The sequence below is a fragment of the Leisingera sp. ABD4_442 genome, from assembly GCF_056160905.1.
On the sequence record NZ_JBSWYB010000051.1, the window covers coordinates 1 to 22236 of the forward strand.

The following is a 22236-nucleotide window of genomic DNA, read 5'->3' on the forward strand; positions in this document are numbered from 1 at the left end:
GGAAGACCCCAGCAGAGGTCTTCCGGGAAAAGATGCTAGAGGAAATGAGGTGAGCCACCTACCCTGGACCCAGACAAGAGTCGCGGTTCAAATATCGCTCACAGGATTGCGCGCCTGCGGCAGCAGATACGGAACACCGTCAGGCGGCATTGTGTTGACTGGCACCTGGGAGCCGTAGACCTGCGACAGGGTTTCATTGGTCATTACCTCCTGCGGAGTGCCTGAGAACACAGCTTTGCCTGCATGGATGAGCATGATCTTGTCCGCAAACATGGCGGTGAGATTCAAATCGTGCATAACGGAAACAACGCCGCCGCCGCGCTGCGCGTAGCTGCGGGCCAGATCCATCACCGTAAACTGGTGGCCGATGTCCAGGCTTGCGACCGGTTCATCCAGAATCAACCAGCGCGGGGCGCCATCCAGCACCGGTTCCCAAACCTGGGTCATGACCCTGGCCAGCTGCACCCGCTGTTGTTCTCCGCCTGAAAGATCCTGGTAGGTTCGGCCGGCAAAGCCTGCAAGGCCAACCTGCTCCAGCGCCTGCAAGGGCAAGCTGGTGTCTGCCGCCGCAAGTCCGGCGGACAGACCAAGGCGGACGATTTCCAGCACTGTAAAGGGAAAGGCAACTGCAGCAGATTGCGGCTGAACTGCCCGGATTGCGGCCAGCTGCCAGGGCTTCGTCTTGGCAGTGTCCTGGCCGTTCAGCAGCACCTGGCCGGAGAACGGAACCTCGCCGGTCATGGCCCGCAGCAGCGTGGTTTTACCAGACCCGTTCGGTCCGGCAATGGCGGTGACTTCGCCGGGCCTGGCCTCGAAGTCCACATTCTCCAGAATAGTGCGGCGGCCGAGTTTTACCGTGATACCGATTGCCTGCACGTGTTCCTCCTCAAAGTCCAATATTGCCGAACCTGCGCAGCAGGATCCACAGGAACACCGGCGCCCCAAGGACGGCGGTAACGATGCCGATCGGCAATTCCGCCGGCGCAATGACGGTGCGTGAGATCATATCAGCGGCCAGTAGCAGCGATGCGCCCAGGAGCGCGGCGTTGGGCAGCAGGCTGTGATGGTCCGGTCCAGTTGCCAGGCGCAGCAGATGCGGCACCACAATGCCGATAAAGCCGATGCCGCCGGATACCGCGACAGCTGCCCCGGCCGCGCCGGCAACTGACAGGATTGCGATGTTCTTGACCCGCTGCACCGGTATGCCTGTGTGCTCTGCAGCGGCTTCGCCCAGGGCAAGGCCATTCAATCCGCGGGCCAGAAAAGGGGCTGCCAGCAGTGCCAGGGCAATTACAGGCGCTGCTGCCAGAACCTTGCTCCATGTGGCGCCTGCGAGAGAGCCCATGCCCCAGAATGTGAGGTCCCGCAGCTGGCTGTCATCGGCGATATAGACCAGAACTCCTGACAGTGCCCCGGACAGCGCGCCCAGGGCGATCCCTGCCAGCAGCATGGTTGCAACGGATGTTTGCCCCCGCCGTGTGGATACCCGGTAGAGAAGCAGGGTGGATCCCCAGCCGCCAAGGAAAGCAGCGATGGGCACCAGGTACGGACCGGCCAGCCCTTGCAGCGCTGCGGGCAAAGCCGAGCCCAGAACGATGGCGGTTATTGCGGTCAGCCCGGCACCGGCGCTGACGCCGACAATACCGGGATCCGCCAGCGGGTTGCGGAACAGCCCTTGCATCACCGCACCCGAAACCGCCAATGCGGCGCCGACCAGAACACCCAAGGCTAGGCGCGGCAGGCGGATATCGAACAGCACGATCCGGTCAAGCCGGGAAAGCTCGCGCCCGGCCGCCAGATCAGCCAGCCCGCGCCAAAGCGAGGTGCCAGAAGCGCCCCAGGCCAGGGAACAGACGGAAATCACCGCCAGAAGAAAAGCCAGGGCGTATGTCAGCCGCTTGGCCTGAATACGGCGGTCGGCGGGGCCGCGGGGCAAGGCGGGTGCATCAATTGCCAGAGACATGCGCGCCTCCCATGCCGTAAAACGCCTGGTTCAAGTCGCGCACAGCAGCCGCGGTTCGCGGGCCGAACCCCAGCAGATGCAACCCGTTCATCCGCACAACGCTGCCGGTTTGCGCCGCCGGGGTTGGTGCGATCGCAGGAAGGGCCAGCAGGTCCTGGGTGCTGGTGCCATGGCTGCCTGTGCGCTCCATCATCAGGATCACGTCCGGAGCTGCTGTCGCGATGGCTTCATCCGTGACAGGTTTGTAGCCTTCGAACCGGGGCATCGCGTTGACTGCTCCTGCCATCCGGATGATGCCGTCGGCTGCCGTGCCGCGCCCGCCGGCCATGATCCGGCCGCTTTGGGCGGAGAGGACGAAGAGCACCCGTTTAGGATTGGCGCCTGCGGTCTGAACGGCGGCTGACTGTGCGGCGGCAACTTCTGAAGTGACCGTTTCAGCCAAGGCCTCGGCTGCGCGTTCCTGGCCTAGGGCGGTGCCGACGGCGCGGATTTTGGTGGCAATTCCTGCAGCGGTGAAGTCTTCGGGCACGCTGACATAGGCGACCCGGGCGTCCTGGACCACCTCGAGCGTTTCCGGCGGGCCTGCTCCTTCGATTGCGATGATCAGGTCGGGGTCAACGGACAGCAGGCCTTCTGCGGACAGAGCCCGGGCATAGCCGATATCGGGCAGCTCTGCGGCCTCTGCCGGATGGGTAGAGGTGCGGTCCCGTCCTGCCAGGCGGTGCTGCTGCCCAAGGGCATAGACGATTTCGGTGATCGACCCGCCGACAGAGACAACACGGGATGCGGGCTCTGCCAGGGCCATATGGCCTGTCACAAGCCCGGCAAACACCGCATTCAGACCAAGGCAGACACGTGAAAACATCGTCATCAGGCTGTCTCCTTGGCCGGCAGGGACGCGAGGTTTTCAACAATCGCGTTCCACATGGGGCGGTGGTCCTCATCGCCGTTGCGCCGGCCGAAGACTTGCAGGATCAGACCGCCGTTAGCGTCGAAGGCCTCAATCGAGACGGCATCGCCGCGCTGTGTTGGTTTGGTGACGGCCCAGACCTCGGCAATATGGTCAAGCCGCAGATGCAGGTCGAAGCCGGGGTCGAGGATGTTCTGCCACGGTCCCATCTCGCGCAGGGTCTTGACCGGGCCGCCGTGGATCTCGATGCAGCCCATGTTGCCCACGAAGATCATCACCTCGACGCCTTGGTCGCGCACCGAAAACAGCATGGTGTTAACCTCGGCGGGATCAAGCTTGCGGGCAAGCGGCTCGCCGGCGATGCGGTAGGCGCCCAGCCGGTTCATCTTGAGCTTGGAGGTCAGCCGCAGGAACTGGTGGGTATCCGTCATCTTTGCCCATTCGCGGCGCAGCGCGTCCACCTTGTCCGGGTTGGCCTTAGGCGCTTCGGCAGGTTTGCGCGGCGCCACCGCCAGCTCCTGGCTCTGCTCCGGCAGGGTCAGCTCTGCCACCAGCCGGCTCCAGGCCTCCAGGTCCGACGCCTCGCGCAGGTGTACTTTATGGACTGCATCTCCGGCCGCATCAAAGATCTGGATCGAGCGCTTGATGCCCTTGTCTGTCTGCCGTTCCACTGCAAAGGCGGAGATGAAATGCTTGGGGAACAGGCGCAGATCGATGGCGTCGTTCAGAATCATCGAGGCGTGCTGGCCGGAGTGGTAGTTGTCATAGACTCCGACCTTCTCGATCACGCAGGAGGCGTTGCGGGTCAGTGCCATTACTTCTCCTAAGGCCGCCAGCCGCGGCATGATATCGCCGGGATGCGCCGAGATGCGGGTCACGCCTTGGCCTGTAAAGGCCGCCACCAGCTGGCCTTCCGAGATGCCGAACTTGTCCGCAAAGTCACGGTCGCGCAAGGCGGAATGCCCGGCGCGGGCGGCGCGGATTGCCGCTGGCGTCATGGTAGTGTCAGTCATTTCAGCCCCTTCAGCTGTGAAACCGGGAAAGGGCTGGCAGAGGCGGCAACAAGGGCGCAGCGGCTGGCCGCCGCGAGTAACGGCGTGTTGATTTATGTTGACTGTTTTTATCACCTTTATTAACAGGCTCAAGCGGAATTTGAGATTCCGCAAAATCAGCAAGAAAAACGACCGCGCCAGCCCCGACGCAAGCACTTGGTTCGACAGAACAGACAATTGCGAAGGGACGCGAGATGGGCAAACAACAAAAGGCTGGCATACATGGGCTGCGGCTGCTGGGCACTGTTTCAGTGCTGGGCATGGCGGCCAGCGCTAGCAGCCTGGCGGCACAGGACACCCTGGATGAGGATGGTTTCCTGGGCACGGTGGAACTGGGTCAAGGCAAGCGGGAAGTGCAGACCAGCACAGCGGTGCCGCTGACCGTCATCAATCAAGAAGAAATAGACGACCGGCAGGCGGGCACAATTGGCGAGTTGATCGACTCGGTGCCCGGCGTGAACCTGGTCAACGGCAACACACCGCGCGGCGCCGGGATCAACATCCGCGGCTTCGGCGCCACCAGCAGCTTTGGCACTGACCAGAAGGTGCAGGTGATCGTGGACGGGGCCACCACCGGGTCAGAGGAGCTGTACCGGATCGGCACCCAGCTGTTCACCGATCCTGAGCTTTACAAAGAAGTCTCTGTCATCCGCGGCACCATCGGCAGTTTTGAATACGGCTCGGGTGTCATTGGCGGGCTGGTCAAACTGGATACCAAGGATGCCTCGGACTTCACCGGCGGTGAAATTGGCCTGCGGTTCCGCCAGACCCTGCAAGCCACCAGCAACGGAGAGGGCTTTGCCACGTCGTCGATCCTGGCCTGGCAGCCGGTCGAGAATTTTGAACTGCTGCTGAACTATACTTTGCGCGATACGGCAGAATACGAAAATGGCGATGGCAATACCGTTGCCAATACCCAGTCGCGGACGCCTTCCTACCTGATCAAAGGCAAATACACCTTTGGCGATGCAGGAGAGCATTCGATAACCGCATCGCTCAATGAAAGCGTGAACGATGAAAAGGACGTGCCCTACGACGGGTTTGGCACGACCAGCACCAGCTTTGGGAACGTGGACCGGCGTATCGACAACCGGGTTGCCGGCATCCGGTATCAGTGGAACCCTGTTGGCAACGACCTGGTCAACCTGGATGTGAACCTTAGCTATGCGGACCAAAGGATCGACCAGGCCTATATCTCTGGCAGTGCGTTCTGCGATGACGGCGGTGTTGTCCGCAACGATCCGGCCTGCGCGCGCAGCGGCACACCGGGCACCCCCTTCAGCAGTGCCACCCAGGATGCAGATCACCGTTATGAAACCACCAAGCTGACCGTCAAGAACAGCAGCTACTTCACGACGGGGGGCGTCACTCATGACCTGCGTGCCGGGGTGGAACTGATGCGGCGGGAACGCCTGGATGCGTCGTCAGCCCCGGGTGGCACTGCCAAACGCTATGCGGTGTTTGCAGTCGATGACATTACTGCAGGCGGTTGGACGGCCACGCCGGCCCTGCGTTACGAAAGCCAGGAGATTGAAGCCCATGACGGATCGCAGACCCACGATGCCTCGGCGCTGATGGGCGGGCTGTCACTGCGGTATGAGTTCGGCACCGGCCTGGCCTTGTTCGGCAGTGCAGCCTACACCGAGAACCTGCCGATCATCGACGATCTCGATAATGCGGCCCGTATCGGCGTTTCCGAACGGTCGCACACCTATGAAATCGGCGGTTCTTATGCCGCGGCGGATGTGTTCGCTTCGAATGACAGCCTGATGGTCAAGGTAAACTATTACCAAAGCCGGCTTCGCGACATCACGTCTTATGTCAGCTTCGATCCCGCGACCTTTACCTCGGTTCCGCTGGACAAGGTCGATACCAGCGGCTTTGAGATTGAGGCCAGCTATGCGCTGGACACAGGGTTTTATGCGGATCTCAACGCCAATTTGCCCGACGGGGAAGAGTTCCTCAATGGCAGCGCCGCCCGCTGGCGCAACCTGGCAGCGGACGACCTGCGCCTGACCCTGGGCAAGCGGTTCGGCGAGGCACTGGATCTGAGCTGGGAGCTGGTGGCTGCGAAATCCGGCTTCGATGCCTCCGGCACTGCAGTGGCGGGCTATGGGGTGCATAACCTGCGCGCCACCTACAAACCGCAGTCGGGTTTGCTGCAGGGGGCCGAGATCCGCGTCGGGATCGAAAACGCCTTTGACCGTGCTTACAGGCCCAGCCTGTATTCGCGTGACGCTGCCGGGCGCAATTTCAAGCTGACACTTGCCAAAACCTTCTGAAGCAGATCCTGAAAGGCGTGATATGGCACTTGGAAACACACCAGTGATACCGCTGCTGCTTGCTGCTGTGCTGACCGCTGCAGGCAATTCGGCAGCGGCAGAGGCTGCCGCTCCGGGCATCTCTATCGAACTGAGTGCGGCGGAGGCGGCGGGTGATGCCTGCAAGCTGTCCTTTGTCGTGCAGAACAGCCATGCTGCTGATGTCGCGCAGGCGGTCTATGAGACCGTCCTGTTCGACGCCAAAGGCCAAGTGGCGCGGCTCACGCTATTGGATTTTCAGGATCTTCCTGCCGGGCGTCCGCGCGTGAGGCAGTTTCAGTTTCCGCAAGCCTGCGGGGGCATCAGCCGGGTGCTGATAAACGGAGCCAGCACCTGCGCGGGGGAGAACCTGCCGGAGGCGGCTTGCAGCCGTGGCCTGCGCTTAAGTTCCAAGGTGATGGAGCTGGCAGGATGACGGCGCTGCAGAACATGCTTGGCAAAGTGCTGGAGCTTGGCGGGCCGGTGGTCTTGCTGCTGCTGCTGGTCTCAGTGCTGACCACTGCCCTCGTGCTCTATAAAATCTGGCAATACCGCGTTGCACGGGTTGGCCAGCACCGCGCCATTGCGGAGGCGGTTGAGGCCTGGGACCGCGGCGATGCGGCAGCTGCGCTGCACAGTCTGGGCCGCAGCAAATCCTATCTGGCGCCAGTGATGCAACTAGTGCTGGAAGGCAGGGCGGACCAGCTGTTGGCCGACCGCGCCGACGCTGAGGCGGAAGAGCGTTTTTCCAGGCTGGAGCGCGGGCTCGGCGCGCTGGATATGGTGGCGCAGCTGGCACCGCTATTGGGGCTGTTCGGCACCGTGCTGGGGATGATCGAGGCGTTTCAGAAACTGCAGGCGGCTGGCGCGTCGGTGGATCCGTCGCTGCTGGCTGGCGGCATCTGGGTGGCGCTGCTGACAACTGCAGCTGGGCTGGCTGTGGCGATGCCCACATCGCTGGTGCTCAGCTGGCTGACCGCACGGATGCAGCGTGAACGGGTCTTTGCCAACCGCGCGTTGCGCACCGTCTTTGCGCCTTCCGGGCCGGCGGCGCAGACCTCCTTGCAGGTGGCACATGGCGCTTAGGCTGCAGGGAATACGGCGCGGCCGCTTGTCGATGACCTCGCTGATTGATGTGATCTTTCTTCTGCTGCTGTTCTTTATGCTCAGCTCTACCTTCACCAAGTTCGGCGAAGTGGAGCTGATATCCGCAGGCCAGGGCAGCCAGGGCGAGGACCGGCAAAGGCTGTTTGTTAAGCTGGGTGCGCAAAGCCTGAGCCTCAATGGCCAGCCCGCCGATCTGGAACGGATCGCCGGGCTGATCCGGCTGCAGCCGGAAACCAGCAAGGGCCGTCTGGTTTTGATCAGCCCTGATGCAGATGCGTCTGCGCAGCGCCTGATAGACCTGCTGGCGGTTTTGCGCCAAGTGGAGAACCTGCAGACCTTGGTGCTTGGCTGATGCGTATCAGAGCTTCGGCAGTTGCGGGCAAGGAGCCCACTATCGCCCTGATCAACATCGTTTTTCTGATGCTGGTATTCTTTATGATTGCCGGCACCCTGACGGTGCCGCTGGACCGGGATGTAAGTTTGATCAAGACTAGGGATCTGGAAGGCCGCGAACCGCCGGATGCGCTGGTTGCGCACGCAGATGGCCGTTTGACCTATGGCGGTGAAGTGCAGGCGGACGCTGCGGCTTATGCAGCTTCATTGACAGCGGATGGCCTGCAAACCGTGCGCATAGTGCCTGACCGTAATCTGCCCGCGCGGGAGCTGGTGAAACTGGGCAATGCTTTGCGCGCGTCGGGGGCCAAACGGGTGTTGATAGTTGCGGAAAGGTCTTTGCAATGAGGGTGCCGCATTCACGGGCTGCTGCTGCTGCCGCATTGTTCCTGGCTGCTGGCGCCCATGCCGGGGCCGCTCTCCTCTCAGGTCAAGAGGAAACGCGGCAAGCTGGAGGGCATACAGCGTTGGCGGCGTCAGGGTCGGCCTTTGCCGATCTTGTGCAGGGTACGGACGTGCCTGTGGCTGCCGAGCCATTTCCGGCGGCGGGTATCGCCGCCAATCTTGCAGTGCCGGAGAGCCTGCAGCCTCCAAAGCCGCAACTGCAGCAGCCTGTGGTGGAGCCGCTTAAGGTCAGCAGGCCAGTGCTTCCGGCCGTGCAGGCAAAGCCTCCGGAGCCGCAAAGCCGCCCAGTGGAACAAGCACCGCAAGCGGCCAGGACCAGGGCCGAACCGGTGAAAGAAATGCCCGGGCGGCAGGCCCGGAAACCTTTGCCTGAGCCCGAGAGCGGCCGCCGGATCCCTCAGCGTGGAAACAATGCGGAGCAGAACGCCGCACAGGGAACATCAGCAGGGCGTGCGGAGAAAAGCTCCGGACAGTCGTCTGTCGTTGATGGAACGGTCAAACAGCAAGGCAATGCTGCTGCAGACAACTACCGCGGTCAGGTGCTGCGGCGGGTGATGCGTGCCAAGCGTCAGCGCGTCAATATCCGCGGCTCGGTGCTGGTGCGCTTTTCCATTGCTGGCAGCGGCGCCTTGCGCTCGGCTGAAATCGTTCAAAGCTCCGGCTCGGCAAAGCTCGACAATACCGCGTTGATGCAGGTGCGCCGGGCTGCGCCGTTCCCACCACCGCCAGCGGGGGCCAGGACATCTTATACCGTTAGGATCAAGGGCAAATGACCGGTGATCCATGTCCTGCCATTGCGGACTGGCAGATCCGGGTCACGAAGGACTTAACGGTTTGTATTCGGGAAATGCTTCCGCTGTCGGGATGAGCCAGCAGCCACAGCTCTGCCTTGGCCTTCAGCTGGCCCGGCAGCAGTTCCACCAGATCCGGGTGGGCGCGGCTGAGATACTTGGGAAACGGTGCAATTCCCAAGCCGCTTTTGACGGCTTCCAGCTGGGCAAAGATACTGTCTGTGGTCAGTGCAACGTTGCAGGTTTCTGACAGCCGGGCAAACTCGCGGCATTGAACGGTTTGGGCCAGTTCACCGGCAGAAGCGATCACGTTGTGCCCCGCGAGGTCTGCCGCACTTTCAAAGGCGGTGATAGCATCCAGATATAAATGCGAGGCGTAGATCCCGAATTCTACTGTTCCCAGCCTTTGACCAATCAGCCGCTCCTGCTTGGGGATGCCGATGCGCACGGCAATATCGGCCTCGCGGTTCAAGAGGTTCACCTTGCTGGTAGACAAAAGCAGCCGGACCCGCAGTGCCGGGTGGAGGTTATGCAATTCCCGCAGCTGAGGCGCCAGCAGGGATTGCCCCAATCCGCTGGGCGCTGCCACTGTCACTGTGCCGGTCATCCGGCCGTCATGCCCCGACACAGATTCATTGATCATCTGCACCTGATGCTCCATCTGCTCCGCCTGGTGCAGGATCTGTTGTCCGCAACTGGTCAGTTGAACCCCTGAAATGCTGCGGTCGAAAAGGGTTGCTGACAGTGCCGTTTCCAGCTCCCGAAGCTTGCGGCCGACAGTCGCCGGGCTTTCAGTCAGGCGGCCGGCTGCGCTGGCAATGCTGCCGGCACGGGCAACTGCCAGGAAGACCCTGAACAGGTCCCAGTTTTGAGTCATCACAGGGGCGGGCTTGTGGCCCGGGACGTTTTGCATGGCACGGAACAATTCAAAAGCGAGCACGGCCAAAGCGGCAAGAAGGTCAGGATCCAGCTAGCCCCAGCACCGATGTAATACCACTCAAATTTACTTGTGCTGCTGTGATCGTGAAAAATAACCCCGCAAAATCATAATACTATGCCAAACATCCCGCATTTCTGAAAATGATGCGCAGTGCTTCATATCTGATGCGTTGCGTTTTTTTTCCGCCGTCACAGGTCAGTCGCATCCGCGCACAAACGGAGCTGTGCCGGTGCAACTGGAGGAAAGACAATGACTGATCAAATCGATATGGGCCCAATCTCAGGGACAGAAGGCCCCGATCTCCTTACCGGGACCAACGCCAGTGAGAAATTGCAGGGGCTGGGTGGCGATGACACTCTGACAGGGGGGCTGGGAAGCGATACGCTGGATGGCGGAGAAGGGTCTGATACCGCAGATTTCCGTGATATCGACGTGCCGGTTAAGGCCAGCCTGCAGGCCGGAACAGCGGCGCGTGAAACAGGCTTCAGGATCCTGGTTGAGGATCAGCCGCTTGCCTCGCTGACCACTGACCAGGCGCCAGCCGGTTTGCTGGCGCAGGCAGCGGCAGGCAATCTCTACTACAATATTCACACCAGCGATTTTCCGGGTGGTGAAATCCGCGGGCAGCTGCTTGTTGACAGTGATGAGACCGTCAATGGCATCCGCACGCTGACGCTGCTTGCAGAGCTGGACTCGGCGCAGGAGCCTGGCAATTCCAGTGACTCGCTTGCCAGCGGCCAAGGCCGTGTGGTGATCGTGTCTGATGGCGGCAGTGTCACTTACAGCTCCGACTTGTCGGTCAATGGGCTTGCCGAATCGGACTTGCTGCCGGTTGCGGGTGTCAGCGCAATTCATCTGCACAATGCCCCTGCTGGCCAGAACGGCCCTGTCATCACTGACATTGTCCAGGATGCGGGCGGCGATGTGAACGGGCTGGATCCCGCTGCCGATGGCGGCAATGTGTTTGACGAAGTGGCCGAAACCGACACGCTGATCAGCGTCGAAAACATTGAGGGATCGGACAACGGGGACCTGCTGACCGGCAATGGCGGGGCCAATGTGCTGAACGGCAATGACGGTGATGATCTGTTGCGCGGCCGAGGCGGCAATGACGTGCTGAACGGCGGTGACGGCAATGATGATATTCGCGGCAACCGTGGCGCTGACACGCTGGACGGCGGTGCAGGCGACGATTTCCTGCGCGGCGGCCGGGGCAGCGATCTTCTGGAAGGCGGCAGCGGCAGCGATGAGCTGCGCGGCGGCTCTGGCGATGATATCCTCAGCGGCGGCGGCGGTGTGGACACCATCGACGGCGGCGCCGGCATCGATACCAACTCCTTCGCCAACATCAACTTAGGGGCAGCGGATGCCTCGATTGCCGGTGTGTCCGTTGTGCTGAATGCAGACGGTTCGGGGACCGCAGCCTACAATGGCGGCGGCGGCAACGGCCCGCTGATCGAGGAAGAGTTCACCGGGATCGAAAACATCACCGGCTCGTCCAACAATGACGACATCCGGGCGCTGGGTGCGGCTCCGAATGCCATTGACGGCGGAGATGGCGACGACTTCATCGCCGGCGGCGGCGGTACTGATTTTCTGACCGGCGGTGAGGGCGTCGACACCAACAGCTTCATCAATATTGGGGCTGAGGTGGTCGCCGATCTGGGTTCTGGCAGCGCCTCCTATCAGCCGAATGAGACTACCACCGTTTTCGAAAATTTCAGCGGGTTCGAAAACCTCGACGGCTCCGGCAATGACGACCAGCTGTTCGGTGACGGCGGTGCCAACACACTGACGGGCAACGATGGCAACGACTTGCTGGTGGGCCGTGGCGGCAACGACGTGCTGGAAGGCGGCGCGGGTAATGACATCCTGCGCGGCGGCGGCGGTGCGGATGTGACCGACGGCGGCGACGGCATCGACACTGCGGACTTTCAAGACATCGGTGCGGCCGTGATCGCTGACTTGAACTCCGGCGCAGCAGTCTACCAAGGCCCGAACGGCGCGGTTGTGGATACGCTCTTGAATATCGAGAACCTGACCGGCTCGGCCAACAACGACGTTCTGAACGGCGATGCGGGGGATAACCTGCTGGCCGGCGGCGCTGGCGGCGACACGATCAACGGCGGCGCCGGCAATGACGTGATCCGCGGCGACGCCGTTGGCGACGGCGAGGCAATCACCGTCACCGTGACCAACACCCTGGGCGAAGGCGGCACGTTCCTGACCCCTGTCTGGTTCGGCTTCCATGACGGTGAAAACTTCGACCTGTGGACTGATGGCGAGGCCGCCAGCGGCGGGCTTGAGCGCATTGCCGAGGACGGCAGCGTCGAAGGCATCGCTGCCGAGTTCAATCAGCAAGTCATCGACGGCGGCGTTGATGCCACCATCATCGGCGGCAACGGCGTGCCGGGGCCGATCGACCCGGGCGAAAGCGCGAGTTTCACCATCAACGTGAACCCCGATCAGGTCGGCCAGGGTTTCTTTACCTGGGCCACCATGGTGATCCCCTCCAACGATGCCTTCCTGGCTTCGCCTGACGATGCGCTGCAGGACTATATCTTTGACGAGGATGGCAATTTTGCCGGGCCGCTGGTGATTGAGCGTTTCGGCAGCGACGTGCTGGATGCGGGCACTGAGGTGAATACCGAAGAAGGTGCAGCATTTCTGAACCAGACCGCACGGGACCAGGGAACGGCTGAGAACGGCGTTGTCCGCCTGCACGACGGGTTCAACGGGTCCGAAGGCCTGCCGGGCGGTACGCCGGTCAATATCCTGGGCGGCACCACCGCTGCGGGCACACTGGTGGATCTGGTGGAGGGCGACTTTACCCGCAACGGCGGAGAAGAGCAGCTGCTGCGTATTGTTGTCGATCTGGCCGAGGGCGGCGCTGATGTGCTGTCCGGTGGTGCAGGCAACGACTATATCGACGGGGGCCGCGGCAATGACCTGCTGCGCGGCCAGCGCGGCAGTGACACTCTGGATGGCGGCGATGGGGCCGACCGGCTGCTTGGCGGCCGCGGCAACGACCTGGCCGAAGGCGGTGCGGGCAATGACCGGATCGAGGGCGGCGGCGGGCGCGACACGCTGGAAGGCGGCGCAGGTAACGACCGTCTTGAGGGTGGCCGCCGTGCGGATGTGCTGGACGGAGGAACCGGGAATGATCTCCTTGAGGGCGGCCGCGGCGCCGACATCTTTGTCTTCAGGGACAATGCCGGGGATGACGTGATCACGGACTTCAACACCGCCGCCGATGGTGAATTGCTGGATCTGACCGGGGGCAGCTTTGGCTTTGCCAGCTTCGCAGATTTGTCCGGCGCCTTTGCGCAGGATGGCAGCAACACAATCATCGATCTAGGGGAAGACGGCTCGATCACGCTTCTGGACGTGCAGGCATCTGCACTGACCGAAGACCATTTCCTGATCTGATGAAGCAGGCAGTGGAGGTCATTCGGCCGCCACTGCCGTCACTCGGCGGCCAGCACCAGATCGCTGGCCTTTTCTCCGATCATGATTGCCGGGGCATTGGTGTTGCCGGAAACGATTTCGGGCATGATCGAGCAATCGGCAACCCGAAGCCCCTGAACCCCATGCACCTGCAGCTGTGCGTCCACCACCGCATCGGCCCCCTGCCCCATTTTGCAGGTTCCGGTGGGATGGTAGATCGACACCGAATTGCTGCGCGCCCAGTCCAAGGTGCCTTCGAAGTCCTCCATCGCCAATCCTTCATGGGGCCGGAACTCTTGGGCGATCTTTGAGGCCAGAGGATTGTGCCTGGCAATGCGGCGGGCAATATTCACGCCCTCCACAAGGGTCCGGCAGTCGGTTTCGGTGGATAGGTAGTTCGGTAAGATCCTGGGATAGGTCTTGGGATCAGGGCCATTCAACCGGATCTCGCCGCGGCTTTCGGGGCGCAGCTGGCATACCGACATGGTGAAGGCTGAGAATGGATGCACGCCTTCGCCAGGGCTGTCTGCCGACCAGGGTTGCACATGGAACTGGATATCCGGCGTTGCCGCCTCAGGCCGGGTTTTCATGAAACCAGTGGCAAGGCTGGCGGCCATGGTCATTGGCCCGGACCGGAACAGCGCGTATTTCAAGGCAATCCGCGCCTGATTGAACAGGCTGCGCACTTCGTCGTTCAGGGTCGGCTCGTTGCATTTGTAAACCAGTCTGGCCTGCAAGTGGTCCTGCAGCCCCTGGCCGACGCCTGGCAGGTCCACCAGCGGTTCGATCCCATTGGCCCTGAGCTGCTCTGCCGGGCCTATTCCGGACAGCATCAGCGTTTGCGGGGAATTGATGGCGCCGGCTGAAAGGACCACTTCCTTGCGCGCGGCAATGGACTGGCGCTGGCCTGCCCTGTCCAAATAGGTGACGCCGGTCACTTTGCGCCCGTCCATGTCAATCTTTTCCACCATCGCGCGGGTGATGATCTGCAGATTGGCCCTGTTGCGCGCCGGTTTCAAAAACGCCACCGCTGCACTGCAGCGCCGTCCGTTGCGGGTGGTCAGTTGGAAATAGCCAACGCCCTCCTGCTCCGCCCCGTTGTAGTCAGGGTTGAACGGATACCCGGCGTCTTGCGCGGCCGCGATCCAGGCATCGCAGATCGGGCGCTGTATCCGCATGTTGGACACCGCCAGCGGCCCGCCGGTGCCGTGAAAGTCATCCGCCCCGCGCTCTTGATCCTCGGAACGTTTGAAAAGCGGCAGTACATCGTCCCAGCCCCAGCCTTCGTTGCCCATCTGGCGCCAGCGGTCGTAGTCCTGCCTTTGGCCGCGCACATACAAAAGCCCATTGAGCGAGGAAGACCCGCCCAGCACCTTGCCCCGCGGCCAGTCGATGGACCGCCCGTTCAGTCCCGGATCCGGCTCCGTTTTGTAGCACCAGTCGACGGATGGGTTGTGCATGGTTTTGAAGTAGCCGACCGGGATATGGATCCACGGATTGGTGTCCGGCCCCCCCGCTTCCAGCAGAATGACCTTATTGCGCGGATCCGTACTCAGCCGGTTGGCAATAACGCAACCTGACGACCCCGCACCGATGACAATGAAATCCGCGTCCAAAACCAGTCCTCCCGAACCCTTGATGAAAAAACTTCTATACAGGATGTGTAAAATGATCTAGCTTTTTTTGATACGAAACGTCTCAATAATTGATCTTAGGGAGGAGAATTATGGGGCTGACTAACAAACTGAGCCGGATTTCGCGGCGGGATCTGTTCCGTGTGGCAGGGACTTACGGGATGAGTTCGACCTTGCTGGCGGCGGGCGGCTTCGGCGGCGCGATGAGCCTGGCGAACCTCGCCTCTGCCGCAGAATCAACCTACGAAAAGCGTTTTTCCAAGCCCGCCAAACACACGCTGAAATTCGGCGCCTCAGGGTTTAACGCGCGCAACCTGCTGATCGAACGGGCCGGCGCGCTGGAGTTTGCCCGCGATCTGGAGGCCCGCACCGACGGTGAAATCCGCATCGAGTTCATCGGCGACAACCAGATCTGCGGCCAGCTGTCCTGCGTCGAGAAAACCCAGCAGGGCATTGTCGACATCTATGCGGCCTCGACCCAGAACTCGGCCGGCGGCGCACCCTATCTGAACGTGCTGGACTATGCCTTCATGTTCCCCGGCCGCGCGTCCCAGTACCACTTCCTCTATCACCCCAAGAGCCAGGAAATCCTGCGCGACCCGCTGGAGAAGCGCCACGGGCTGAAATTCCTGTTCAGCCACTGTGAACTGCGCGGTATTCAGCTGGGCCTGAAATACAAGGACCAGCCGACCATCACCAAGCTGGAACAGCTGTTCGGGACCAAGAACCGCGTCACCGGCACCCAGCTGGGCCGCATCGCCATGAAGGCGCTGAACCTGAACCCGGTCCCCGTGGCCTGGGAAGAAACCCTGGACGGGTTGAAACAGGGCCTGATCGACGGCGCCGAAACCTGGGCCTCGGCCGTGGCCTATGCCAACATGTCGCCGGTGGTCAGCCAGTCCGTCGACCTCAAGTTTTTCTGCGGCACTGAGCACACCTCGATGTCGGCCAAGGTGTTTGACGGGCTCGAAGGCTACCTGCAGGACGCGGTGATGGAGAGCGCCTATTGGGCCCAGGCCCATGTGCAGGCCGCGAATGAGGCAGCACTGGTCAAGACTGTCGGCTTCTCGGATCCGCAACTCCCGGGCACCATGTTTGTCGAACATGGCGTGCGCCCTGCCTTCCTGCCGGACAGCGAAATCCGCATGGCTGAGGAAATGTGTTCGCCCGAGTTCCAGCCGCAGCTGTGGGAGCAGTGGCGCGACCGTCTGAACAAATGGGCCGGCGGCATCGACACCTATCAGGAAATCTACACCATCGCGCGCCAAGTCGAAAAAGACATGAAGCCCGAAAACGTGGAGCCGCGCCGCTGGTGGAAAGGCTGACAAAGGCCTGAACAAACACAACGGGGCCGGCGCCGGACTGCGCCGGCCTTGTTTGCCCGGCAGGATCCGGCAGGATCACAGGGGCAATGACAGGGGTAATGAGGGGAGGAACACATGCAGCTTTGGCCGGATATCACCGCCATTTTCAGCGCTTTCGCGTCCCAGGACAGCTGGGAAATCCGCAACGCCCTGGAAAGCAATGCCGCCTGGGTGCTGGGCACCGCCGCCGCCGCGCTCGGTGGCCTTTTGGTGATGCTGGCCTACCGGCTGGTGCCGCTCTTGGACCGGCATCTGGAACGCACCATCATGGTGTGGAGCTACCTGGCGATTGCCTTCATCATTTTCTGGGGGGTGATTGACCGCTTCGTGTTCAAGAACCAGCAGCCCTGGTCCACCACCATTCCGCCGCTGCTATTCATGATCATGGCTTGGTTCGGTGCCGCCTTCAACGTGCGGCTGCGCACCCATCTCAGCTTCTCTGAATTCCGCACCGTCATGCCCCGCTGGGCGCAGATGGGCTGCCTGGGCCTGGACGCAGTGCTGTGGTTCGGCTTTGCCGTCATCGTTTTTGTCACCACAACCCGGCTGACCGCGCTGTCGGCCTCGAATTTCCAGATCGTGCTGGGCACCGACAGCGTGCTTCAATGGTGGTTCCTGATTACCGCGCCGATGTCCTTTGTCCTGATGATCGCCCGGGTGTTTGAAAACCTCGCCGATGACATCCGCAACTACCGCAGCGGCGCGCCGCTGATCAAACAGGCCGTGATCGGAGGAGACGTGTAATGGATACCGGAACCTGGGTCACGCTGATCTCGATCGGGGTCACCTTTCTGTTCATGCTGGGTGTGCCGGTGCTGCTGGTCATCGGTTATTGGGTCATCGGCTGCTCCTTCGTGCTGGGGCTGACGCTCGACAATATGGGTGCCGAGCTTCTGAACGTCTTCAACAAGGGCTTTGCGCTCTTGGCGATGCCGCTGTTCATCCTGACCGGCGACCTGATCAACCAGTCGGGCATCGCCCGGCGGCTTTCGGATTTCGCCTATGCCTGCCTCGGCTGGATGCGCGGCGGGCTGGCGATGGCCTCGCTCGGCGCCTGCGGGCTGTTTGCCGCGATCTCCGGCTCCAACTCGGCGACCACCGCCACCATCGGCTCGATGCTGCACCCGGAGATGGTCAAGGGCGGCTATGACGAGCGGTTCTCTGCCGCCACCGCCGCCGCGGGCGGCACCGTCGGCATCATCATCCCGCCCTCAATCATCTTTATCGTCTACGGCTTCCTGATGAACCTGCCGATCTCGGACCTGTTTGTGGCGGGCATCCTGCCCGGCGCAATGATGGTCATCGGCATGCAGCTCGCCTGCTGGATCATCTGCTACCGCAACGGCTGGGGCTTCCTGATCCCCTTGCAGCTGAACCGGGTCCTGAAAACCGCCTTCGGCGCCTGGCTTGGCTTCTTTGCTATCGGGCTGGTGCTCTGGGGCATCTACACCGGCAAGTTCTCCCCGACAGAAGCCGCAGGCGTCACCGTCGGCTTCTGCGTCATCGCAGGCGTTCTGTCCTGGCTGGTGACCAAAATCACCAGAGCCAGCAATGACAAGACATGGGAAGAAAAATCCTTTGCCGAAATGCTGGTGGTCGAGGGCTTCACCATCCCGCAGATTCCGGGCATCGTGGTGCGCTCGGCCCAGATCACCGGCATCCTGGCACCGCTGATCGCGATATCCGTGGTGATGCAGCAGATCCTTTCGCTCCTGGGCGCACAGCAGGCCATCGGCGGGTTTGTAACCTCGATGGGCGGCTACCACGCGGTGCTTTTCACTTCGATGGTGATTGTGTTCTTCTCCGGCATGGTGCTGGAAAGCCTGCCAGTGACCATTATCCTGGCGCCGATCCTGGCCCCGATTGCGGCCTCTGTCGGGGTCGATCCGATCCACTTCTCGGTGATCTTCCTGGTTGGCGCCTCCATTGGCTTCATCACCCCGCCCTACGGGCTGAACCTCTACGTCGCATCCGGTGTCACCGGTGTTCCGTATTTCCGCCTGCTCCGCTATACGGTTCCTTACCTTGCAGCCCTGATCGGGGTTTGGGTGCTGGTTTCGCTGGTGCCTGACTTCGCCCTGGTGCTGCTGCCCAACAAATAGCGATGAGGCGGCGATGGCAGCGGATACGCCGGAAAAGAAAGAGGGGCAGATCCCCACCAACCTGCGCTTGCTGGTGCTGCTGGAGGAAGTGGCCCGGCGCGGGGTGGCAGTGAAGCCTGCCGAGATGATCGAGGCCATGGGCCTGCCCAAGCCCACGGTCCACCGCCTGATGCAAACCGCAGAGGCCGAAGGGTTTTTGCAGCGCGACCTGGACGGGCGGGCCTACGGGCCCGGCCCGCGGTTGCGCAAGCTGGCCTTGAACACCATGTCGTCCGAGCACCTGCGCACTGCCCGCCTCAGTATCCTGAAAAGCGTTGCTGAGGAATTGGGGGAGACCTGCAATCTTGCCACCCCCGACCGCGAGGGGATGATCTATCTGGACCGGGTAGAGACCAAATGGCCGCTGCGCATCCAGCTGCCGATCGGTACCCAGGTGCCGTTTCATTGCACTGCCAGTGGCAAAATGTATCTTTCGACGCTGAAGGCCAGCACGCTGGAGGCGGTATTGCGGGCCCGCCCGCTGGAAGCTGTAACCGGCCGGACCCGCACCGATCCGAACCTGCTCAGCACCGAGCTTGAGGCCATCGCCAGCCGTGGTTACTCCACCGATGACGAGGAATTCATCGCCGGCATGGTCGCTGTCGCTGTTCCCGTGCGGGACGTTCGTAACCGGCTGATGGCGACATTGTCGGTCCATGCGCCTGTCCAGCGCCGCAGCTTGCAGGATCTGACGGAGTTTTTGCCGGCCCTGCAAAAAGCCGCGGCAGGCCTTTCCAGCCTTGCGTGACGCCTTCGGCGCTGACCGCACGCGCAGCAACAGATCCCGCGGCCAGACGCCAGTGTGTTCCGGAATTTCTGACGCGCTCAGTGGCATGTCTGCATCTCAGCACAGGCTGGGGTATGCGCCCTTTTCCCGCTGACCAGAAATAAGCGCCGTAAAGTCCCTAAGGGCGCCTCAGGCAGGTCCTCACAATGCAGGCCGGCACCATATAGATTTATCCAGACCCAAGGGTCAGGACCCATTCATTCTGCATAGGCAGTCGAAAACGTCCGCATTCCGGGTAAATTGGCCAGTGAAACGGCTGTTGCTTAACAATTAAAAATCTTTCCTTTACCTTTCGGAGCGCAATTTCTGCGATATTGAATTAGACGGTAATCGCGTTTGTCAAAGAAAAGGGCCTTTCATGAAGATCAGAAGATCAGTCCTCCTGTTCTGCCTTTGGTTTGGCATGTTGCTGGGCCAGGCAGCTGCGGCACGCGAATTGGTAATTGGAACAATCAGCGATGAACCGGTCAAGGAAACCCGCAGTTTCCTGCCATTCGCCCGGCATTTGGCGGCAGAGTTGCAGGTTCTGGGTTTTACAGGGGGCCAGGTTGTCATCGCGCGGGATGTTGGCCATATGGCGCAGCTCCTGCGCAAGGGCGAGGTCGATGTTTATGTCGACAGCCCTCTGGTTTCTTTGGCGGTCAGGGCCAAAAGCGGCAGCCGGCTGCTGGCCCGGCAATGGAAGCGGGGCATCGGTCTTTATCACTCTGTCATTTTTGCCCGCCGGGACAGCGGCATCCGTTCGCTGCAGGACTTGAAAGGCCGCGTTGTTGCATTTGAAGAAGCGTTTTCCTCCAGCGGCTATTTCCTGCCGTGGCTGGAGATACGCGCACAGTCCGTGCCCTTGACCGCGCTGGATGGGCCGCGGTCGCAGCGCCCTGAAGGCGCGGCAGGGTATGTATTTTCAGGTGATGATGAAAACACGCTCGAGTGGGTGCTGCGCGGCCTGGTAGATGCTGGAGCCATGTCGCTGCGGGGATTGAAGATGCGGGCGGGCGGGGACCTGGGCGATCTTGAAATCCTTGCTGAGACTGCGGCGATCCCCCGCCATGTCGTCAGTGTGCCGCCAGGAGCGCCGGAGGAGTTTTCCAGCACGCTGCTGACTGTTCTGATTGGCTTGGATCAAAGCGAGGCTGGCCGGCAGGCCTTGCAAAGCTTTGAGGGAACAACAAAATTCGACGCAATCCCTGATCAGACCCTGGATGTGCTGGAGCAATTTCAGAAACCGGTTTCAAATCTCCTTGGAGGCAGCTGACATGCAGGCGCCGGGTCTTCGCAGTAAGCTGGTTGCCTACACCGTTCTGATTGTTCTGGCCGTTGCCGGTTCTATTTCCTTCATTTCGGTCAGGCTGGCCCACAAGACTGCAATCTCTGCTTATGAACGCCATGTGATGGACTTGGGCAAAACCCTTGCCGAGGCCGTGCTGGAGCCGCTGTATGAACTGGACATCAAGCACTTGCGCCAGCAAGCCGGTTCCGTATTGGCCAGCGAAGGCGCGGTCCGCGCGCTGATCCTGGACGCCGGCACCAGGGTGCTGACAGACGGAAGCGATGCCAATCCTCTTCGGGGCCAACGGTTTGCAGATCCGATTTTGCAGGACCCCAGGGATGAAAAGACGTGGGCAGCGCTGGCTGAAAACAATCAGATCAGGGTCGCCGGCCCGGTTCTGGCCACTGCCGATTCACGGCTTGGCTACGTGGTTCTGGAGTTCTCCACGGAAAGGCTGGAAAAGGAAACGATGGCGCATGCGCAGCAAATTCTTCTGCTTTCCGGCCTTTCTGCCCTGCTTGCATCGGCCGCTGCTGTCATCATGTCCAACCGGATCACCAGCCCGGTGCTGCGGCTGACAAAGTTTGCATCCAGCATACGCCGCGGCGGCAATGTGTGCCGTCCGCCGGATTGCGGCCAGGACGAAATCGGACGCCTGGCTCAGGCCTTCGGCGATGTTCTGGGCTATCTCGATCACAGTAACGCAGAACTGAAGGCGTTGACGGAAACGCTTGAAGACAAGGTGAAAGAGCGGACCCGGGCAGCGGAGGCGGGAAACAAGGCAAAATCGGAGTTTTTGGCGACGATGAGCCACGAGATAAGAACGCCGATGAATGCGGTTCTTGGAATGGCGTCGCTGCTTGAAGAAACGGAGCTGGACGAGGATCAGGCGCTTTATGCGAGAACCATCCTGGAATCTGGCGAAGCCTTGCTGGACATCATCAACGAGATCCTCGACTTCTCCAAGATAGAAGCCGGCAAGCTGGAGCTGCGAAAGGCACCGCTCGACCTGAAGGAAACTCTTTCCAGCGTGGTACTGATGCTGAGCCCAAAGGCAGCGGAGAGCCAGGTAGCCTTGACCCTGGACTATGCGCCGGGCTTGCCCGGCTCCGTTCTGGGTCACGAGGGGCGCATCCGGCAGATCATTGTCAACCTGGTCGGCAATGCTGTGAAGTTCACTGAGCAGGGGTCTGTGACGGTCCGGGTATCCGGCCAGGAAGCGGGATCGCAGCTCCAGCTGGCTATTGCAGTTCAGGATACCGGGGTGGGCATTCCAGAGGACAAGCTGGCCAGTATCTTCAGCGCGTTCTCCCAGGCCAACAGCACCCCGACCCGCGATTTCGGCGGCACGGGCCTGGGTCTCAGCATTGCGTCGCGTCTTGCCCGGCTCATGGGCGGGGAGATTACCGTTGACTCCTCTTTGGGCGCGGGGTCGACGTTTACTTTCCGCTGCTCGTTTGAACAGGCCCGCGATTTCGAACCAGGGTGACCCTTGGCTTCGCCTGTCTCTAATAAATCTCCGCACGGGCACCGCAGCAGGCGGGCCGCCTGACGCTCTGCCTCCCTGCGGCGGGCCGCAAGAGCGCGCGCGGCAGAGGCGGCAAGCCTCTGCGCCGGGCATATGCCCCGGGAAATCGGGTGCGTTCCATTCATAGGTTCTGCCTATAGTTAGATTGTTTTTTGCGATTTTACATATGGAATTTTGGGGGACAAAGATGCCTTGAGATGGATT

At 61.5% G+C, this 22236-nt stretch carries 20 protein-coding genes; 13 read left to right on the forward strand and 7 right to left on the reverse strand.

The features are described from left to right. Positions 1-87: 87 nt before the first annotated feature. Genes ACXAHG_RS21880 through ACXAHG_RS21895 form a run of 4 tightly spaced genes read right to left on the reverse strand, consistent with a single transcriptional unit; the run spans position 88 to position 3886 of the window. On the reverse strand, positions 88-876 hold the full coding sequence (locus ACXAHG_RS21880) for a heme ABC transporter ATP-binding protein (RefSeq protein ID WP_475045426.1): 789 nt from the start codon (positions 874-876) through the stop codon (positions 88-90). A 10-nt stretch (positions 877-886) separates the two neighbouring features. Further along, positions 887-1963 (reverse strand): FecCD family ABC transporter permease, encoded by a 1077-nt coding sequence (locus ACXAHG_RS21885; protein WP_475045424.1) that lies wholly within the window; start codon positions 1961-1963, stop codon positions 887-889. Next, positions 1947-2834 (reverse strand): heme/hemin ABC transporter substrate-binding protein, encoded by an 888-nt coding sequence (locus ACXAHG_RS21890; RefSeq protein ID WP_475045423.1) that lies wholly within the window; start codon positions 2832-2834, stop codon positions 1947-1949. Before ACXAHG_RS21890 ends, ACXAHG_RS21885 begins: the two co-directional genes overlap by 17 nt. Continuing rightward, on the reverse strand, positions 2834-3886 hold the full coding sequence (locus ACXAHG_RS21895) for a hemin-degrading factor (protein ID WP_475045421.1): 1053 nt from the start codon (positions 3884-3886) through the stop codon (positions 2834-2836). The genes ACXAHG_RS21890 and ACXAHG_RS21895 overlap by 1 nt, the downstream gene beginning before the upstream one ends. A 233-nt stretch (positions 3887-4119) precedes the next feature. On the opposite strand from ACXAHG_RS21895, the gene ACXAHG_RS21900 reads away from it, so the two are divergent. The 6 genes from ACXAHG_RS21900 to ACXAHG_RS21925 all read left to right on the forward strand — a co-directional run bounded on the left by ACXAHG_RS21900 (position 4120) and on the right by ACXAHG_RS21925 (position 8903). Continuing rightward, entirely contained in the window at positions 4120-6207 is a 2088-nt protein-coding gene (locus ACXAHG_RS21900) for a TonB-dependent receptor plug domain-containing protein (protein ID WP_475060747.1), read from the forward strand. Positions 6208-6229: 22 nt separating this feature from the next. Continuing rightward, positions 6230-6661: a hypothetical protein gene (locus ACXAHG_RS21905; protein WP_475045418.1), complete on the forward strand. Its 432-nt coding sequence runs from the start codon at positions 6230-6232 to the stop codon at positions 6659-6661. Next, positions 6658-7311, forward strand: coding sequence for a MotA/TolQ/ExbB proton channel family protein (locus ACXAHG_RS21910; RefSeq protein WP_475060750.1), 654 nt, complete (start codon positions 6658-6660; stop codon positions 7309-7311). The genes ACXAHG_RS21905 and ACXAHG_RS21910 overlap by 4 nt, the downstream gene beginning before the upstream one ends. Before the next feature lie 31 nt (positions 7312-7342). Beyond that, on the forward strand, positions 7343-7684 hold the full coding sequence (locus ACXAHG_RS21915) for an ExbD/TolR family protein (protein WP_475060753.1): 342 nt from the start codon (positions 7343-7345) through the stop codon (positions 7682-7684). After that, complete coding sequence (locus tag ACXAHG_RS21920) at positions 7684-8073, forward strand: ExbD/TolR family protein (RefSeq protein ID WP_475045412.1); 390 nt, start codon at positions 7684-7686, stop codon at positions 8071-8073. Before ACXAHG_RS21915 ends, ACXAHG_RS21920 begins: the two co-directional genes overlap by 1 nt. Positions 8074-8468: 395 nt before the next feature. Further along, complete coding sequence (locus tag ACXAHG_RS21925; RefSeq protein ID WP_475060771.1) at positions 8469-8903, forward strand: energy transducer TonB; 435 nt, start codon at positions 8469-8471, stop codon at positions 8901-8903. On the opposite strand, the gene ACXAHG_RS21930 is transcribed toward ACXAHG_RS21925, so the two are convergent. Beyond that, the gene (locus ACXAHG_RS21930) at positions 8890-9798 is read right to left on the reverse strand and encodes a LysR family transcriptional regulator (protein ID WP_475060755.1); all 909 of its coding nucleotides are present in this window, start codon (positions 9796-9798) and stop codon (positions 8890-8892) included. The two genes, ACXAHG_RS21925 and ACXAHG_RS21930, sit on opposite strands and share 14 nt — an antisense overlap. Positions 9799-10110: 312 nt before the next feature. On the opposite strand from ACXAHG_RS21930, the gene ACXAHG_RS21935 reads away from it, so the two are divergent. Beyond that, positions 10111-13290: a spondin domain-containing protein gene (locus tag ACXAHG_RS21935; protein WP_475060758.1), complete on the forward strand. Its 3180-nt coding sequence runs from the start codon at positions 10111-10113 to the stop codon at positions 13288-13290. A 38-nt stretch (positions 13291-13328) separates the two neighbouring features. Here the strand turns inward: ACXAHG_RS21935 and ACXAHG_RS21940 are convergent, their stop codons facing one another. Beyond that, positions 13329-14924 carry a GMC family oxidoreductase gene (locus ACXAHG_RS21940; RefSeq protein WP_475060760.1) on the reverse strand — a complete coding sequence of 532 codons (1596 nt, stop codon included), beginning with the start codon at positions 14922-14924 and terminating at the stop codon, positions 13329-13331. Positions 14925-15034: 110 nt separating this feature from the next. On the opposite strand from ACXAHG_RS21940, the gene ACXAHG_RS21945 reads away from it, so the two are divergent. The 4 genes from ACXAHG_RS21945 (at position 15035) to ACXAHG_RS21960 (ending at position 19195) form a co-directional block, all read left to right on the forward strand. After that, on the forward strand, positions 15035-16267 hold the full coding sequence (locus tag ACXAHG_RS21945) for a TRAP transporter substrate-binding protein (RefSeq protein ID WP_475060763.1): 1233 nt from the start codon (positions 15035-15037) through the stop codon (positions 16265-16267). Positions 16268-16381: 114 nt separating this feature from the next. Further along, a complete protein-coding gene (locus ACXAHG_RS21950; RefSeq protein ID WP_475060765.1) occupies positions 16382-17050 on the forward strand; it encodes a TRAP transporter small permease in 669 nt (222 codons plus the stop codon). Beyond that, entirely contained in the window at positions 17050-18408 is a 1359-nt protein-coding gene (locus tag ACXAHG_RS21955) for a TRAP transporter large permease (RefSeq protein ID WP_475045398.1), read from the forward strand. The genes ACXAHG_RS21950 and ACXAHG_RS21955 overlap by 1 nt, the downstream gene beginning before the upstream one ends. Before the next feature lie 13 nt (positions 18409-18421). Continuing rightward, positions 18422-19195 carry an IclR family transcriptional regulator gene (locus tag ACXAHG_RS21960; protein ID WP_475045396.1) on the forward strand — a complete coding sequence of 258 codons (774 nt, stop codon included), beginning with the start codon at positions 18422-18424 and terminating at the stop codon, positions 19193-19195. Positions 19196-19607: 412 nt separating this feature from the next. Here the strand turns inward: ACXAHG_RS21960 and ACXAHG_RS21965 are convergent, their stop codons facing one another. Then, the gene (locus ACXAHG_RS21965; RefSeq protein WP_475045563.1) at positions 19608-19808 is read right to left on the reverse strand and encodes a hypothetical protein; all 201 of its coding nucleotides are present in this window, start codon (positions 19806-19808) and stop codon (positions 19608-19610) included. Between ACXAHG_RS21965 and ACXAHG_RS21970 the strand changes: the two genes are divergently transcribed. Continuing rightward, positions 19740-20489, forward strand: coding sequence for a phosphate/phosphite/phosphonate ABC transporter substrate-binding protein (locus ACXAHG_RS21970; protein ID WP_475060774.1), 750 nt, complete (start codon positions 19740-19742; stop codon positions 20487-20489). The genes ACXAHG_RS21965 and ACXAHG_RS21970 overlap by 69 nt on opposite strands. Before the next feature lie 142 nt (positions 20490-20631). Beyond that, positions 20632-21993: a HAMP domain-containing protein gene (locus ACXAHG_RS21975; protein WP_475060768.1), complete on the forward strand. Its 1362-nt coding sequence runs from the start codon at positions 20632-20634 to the stop codon at positions 21991-21993. Positions 21994-22236 lie beyond the last annotated feature (243 nt).